The following is a 3,260-nucleotide window of genomic DNA, read 5'->3' as shown; positions in this document are numbered from 1 at the left end:
GGCTCGAGCGGCGGGAGCTCGCCGGTGTCATCCCCGCCGCTGCCACCTTCACCGGCGCCCGAGCTCGCCGCCGCGCCGCCGGCGTCGGCCTCCTCCCCATCTGCGGGCTCGTCCTCCGAGCTGGCCGCGGCGAGCGAGCCGAGGAGGTTCGCGCCCGTCGCGACGCTGCCGCCGGAGATGGATCCGGCGGAGACGGGCTCGACGGAGCCGCCGGGGATACGACCGTTGATCTGGTCCGCGACGACCTGCGGGTCGATACCGAAGTTGGTCTCCAGCCCTCCCGGCGTGCCGTCCTCGTTCACCGGGACACAGAGGACGATGCCGACCGCCGGGGTCTCCGGCGACAACGCGGTCCAGCTGACATCCGCCCCGGCCGCGACCAGGACAGAGCGGCCCGGCTGACCGAACACGAACAGGAGAACGTTCTCGACGACGTTGTTCTCGACTGCGGGATCGTCGAGTTCCACTGCCGGGGCCCCCTCGTCGTCGGCGAGGAGATGGGTCAGCCCACCGCCGGCCTCGATCGCGGTGATGAGCGCGATGCCAGCCGCGAGGTCACCCTCGGGATAGTCGGTCTCGAGGTCATTGTCGGCGATCGTCGAGTACGGGGCCGTCGCCCCCAGGCAGCGCTGGTCGGCATCCGACTCGTTGGTATAGGTGACAGTCGGGCCACCCTCCTCATTCGGCGCGACCGTGACCGGTCCACTGAGGGCCTCGCCCGCGGTCTCGAGATCACCGGCGATCTCTCCGAGATCTATCGAGCTACTGCCCAGCGAGCCCGTCGGCTCCTCGTCGTCCTGGGCGGAGGCGATGCCGGCTCCGGCGAAAGTGGCTCCGGCGGCGAGCGCGACAGCCGAAGCTCCGGCCAGAACTCAATTTCGAACGAACATGAATGCTCCTTACAGAGAGGGAAAGTCACCGCCTCTAGGGCTGCGGTCACACTGACCGGCGTTCTGGGAAACACCTGAGCGGAGTGTTACATGGGTCACAGCCGAGTTTCACGTTAGCGCCGCAAACTTGAGTGATCGTAAAGTAAAGCTAATGCCCATCTGCACCAGTAACCGCATGGGCCTCACCGCCAACACCCACCTGGCACCTCCCAGCCCGACACGAAGCGATAACGTGTGTGCAACGCCACACGAAAGGGCACTTCTGTGACAACTGCCTCCTCCGGTCCTCTCGCGGGCATCCGCGTCGTCGAACTCAACGGCATCGGCCCCGGCCCGCACGCCTGCATGATGCTCGCCGATCTCGGGGCCGACGTTGTGACCGTCATGCGACCCGGCGAGCTCCAGACCCAAGTCGGCGGCTGGGCGCACATCACTCGTCGCGGCCGGACCGTGGTGGAGGCCGACCTCAAGAGCGATGAGGGCCTGTCGCAGGTGCGCGGACTCATCGCCAAGGCCGACGTGCTGGTCGAGGGGTTCCGTCCCGGGGTCACCGAGCGGATGGGCCTGGGTCCGGACGAGTGCCTCGAGATCAACCCGAAGCTGGTCTACGCGCGGATGACCGGCTGGGGCCAGCACGGCCCACTCGCACACACCGCAGGGCACGACCTCAACTACATCTCCCTCACCGGGCACCTCAACGCGACCGCCCGCAAGGGCGAGCGCCCGGTGCCGCCGCTCAACCTGGTCGGCGACTTCGGCGGCGGTTCGATGTTCCTCATCCAGGGCATCCTGGCCGCGATCATCGAGCGCTCCACCTCGGGCGAGGGTCAGGTCATCGACGCCGCCATGACCGACGGCGCCTCGGTGCTCGGCCAGTTCCAGTGGGCGATGCGTGCCCGCGGTCAGTGGTCGGACGTCGCCGGGACCAACATGCTCGACACGGGCTACCCCTTTTATGACGTCTACACCTGTTCCGACGGCAAATACATGGCCGTGGGCTGCCTCGAGCCGCAGTTCTACGCCGAGTTCGCCCGGCTGCTCGGCGTCGACGGCGAGGGCATGCCCGGCCAGTTCGACATGGATCGCTGGGACGAGCTACGCGAGCTGATCGCGGGGAAGTTCGCCGAGAAGACCCGCGACGAGTGGGCCGAGGTGTTCTACGGCACCGACGCGTGCACGACGCCGGTCCTCACCTACACCGAGGCGCTGGACCATCCGCACAACACCGCCCGCGAGACGTTCGTCGAGGTCGCCGGCGACGTGGGCCCGGCACCCGCGCCGCGTTTCTCCCGCACCCCGGCGGCCCCGGTCCCGGCGGCGCCGCCGCGTGAGGTCACCGCGGTCGACCAGGTGTGGGCCTGACCCGTGGGTGATCCGGTCACCGGTCCCGAGGCCGCGGGTGCAGACGCCCGCGGTCCCGGTGGGGCCCGCGTCGCGGGCGTGGTGCTCTCCGTGGACCCCGCCTCCGGCGAGCCTCCCTTCCGTCAGCTCATGTCCCAGATCGTGGAGGCGACCCGACGCGGAGTTCTCACGCCCGGTACGAGGTTGCCCGCGGTACGCACTCTCGCGGAGAACGTGGGGATCTCCACGGCCACCGCGGCCAAGGTCTACCGCGAGCTCGAGGACGGCGGTGTCCTCGAGGGACGCGGCCGCTCGGGGACCTTCATCGCCGAGACCGATGCGGCGGCCGCCGCCCTCGCCCGCGCGGCGGAGTTGTTCGCCGACCGCGCCGCGGCCGCCGGTGCCGGGGTCGAGGACGCCGTGGACGCCGTCCGCACCGCCTTCGCCCACCGCGCGTGACCCCGCCGGTTCGCTCCCGAACGGGCGCGCCGCCGGTTCTCGCGCCCTACGCCCCGAATGTCGATGTCAGGCCACCGGCGGGATGGCACAGCGCACCGTCACCGCCTGCGGGTGAACCCGTCGATGCACTCGAGGTAGGGGCGGGTGCGATAGTCGGGACATGAGAACGACCAGAGCTTTCGCAGCCACCCTCGCCCTGACCACGGCGGTCTCCGTCGCCGCGGCACCCGCCCACGCGGCGCCGACCGAAGCTTCGTCGGCCAGCGTGCACTACATCGCCCAGGAATCGGGTTCGCTCGAGGGCGGCCTGTGGGTTTGAGCGCTTTGCGGCGGTCTTCTGTGATCGCTCGGAGGCGTTAGTTTCCGATCACGAGGATGCTGGCGGCGGATTCGATGACGTCGTCGGTGATGGTCTCGAGTTGGTTGATCTTGAGCACTCGTGCGATCTGAGGGAAGAGGCGTTCGAGGAGGCGGAAGTTGCCCCGGGTGAAACTTTAGGTTTTTAATGCGTTGTCCCAACAGTTCAGCAGACGCTGTATAGTTCAGCAAGTGCTGACTATTGTTTCCCGT

The 3,260-nt window shown here is 68.7% G+C and carries 3 protein-coding genes and 1 pseudogene; 3 read left to right on the top strand and 1 reads right to left on the bottom strand.

Going from position 1 to position 3,260, the window contains the following annotated elements; all coding sequences use genetic code 11:
- A pseudogene (locus DPA01S_RS15810) lies at positions 1 to 467 on the bottom strand (hypothetical protein); the annotation flags it as partial.
- A 687-nt stretch (positions 468 to 1,154) separates the two neighbouring features.
- Between DPA01S_RS15810 and DPA01S_RS15805 the strand changes: the two are divergent.
- The 3 genes from DPA01S_RS15805 (at position 1,155) to DPA01S_RS16900 (ending at position 3,009) form a co-directional block, all read left to right on the top strand.
- Positions 1,155 to 2,252, top strand: a complete 1,098-nt coding sequence (locus DPA01S_RS15805) for a CaiB/BaiF CoA transferase family protein (protein WP_061230169.1) — start codon at positions 1,155 to 1,157, stop codon at positions 2,250 to 2,252.
- A gap of 3 nt (positions 2,253 to 2,255) precedes the next feature.
- Complete coding sequence (locus tag DPA01S_RS15800; RefSeq protein WP_232303214.1) at positions 2,256 to 2,690, top strand: GntR family transcriptional regulator; 435 nt, start codon at positions 2,256 to 2,258, stop codon at positions 2,688 to 2,690.
- A 160-nt stretch (positions 2,691 to 2,850) separates the two neighbouring features.
- Positions 2,851 to 3,009 carry a hypothetical protein gene (locus DPA01S_RS16900; protein WP_156482658.1) on the top strand — a complete coding sequence of 53 codons (159 nt, stop codon included), beginning with the start codon at positions 2,851 to 2,853 and terminating at the stop codon, positions 3,007 to 3,009.
- Positions 3,010 to 3,260: the final 251 nt, after the last annotated feature.

The organism is Dietzia papillomatosis NBRC 105045, from assembly GCF_001570845.1.
Lineage (GTDB): Bacteria > Actinomycetota > Actinomycetes > Mycobacteriales > Mycobacteriaceae > Dietzia > Dietzia cinnamea.
The sequence above is the reverse complement of the archived record's forward strand: the minus strand, read 5'-3'. Positions and strand labels throughout refer to the sequence as shown.

Excerpts from the sequence above, each read along its gene's own strand:
- DPA01S_RS16900 (WP_156482658.1), top strand. The coding sequence starts at position 2,851 with ATGAGAACGACCAGAGCTTTCGCAGCCACCCTCGCCCTGACCACGGCG.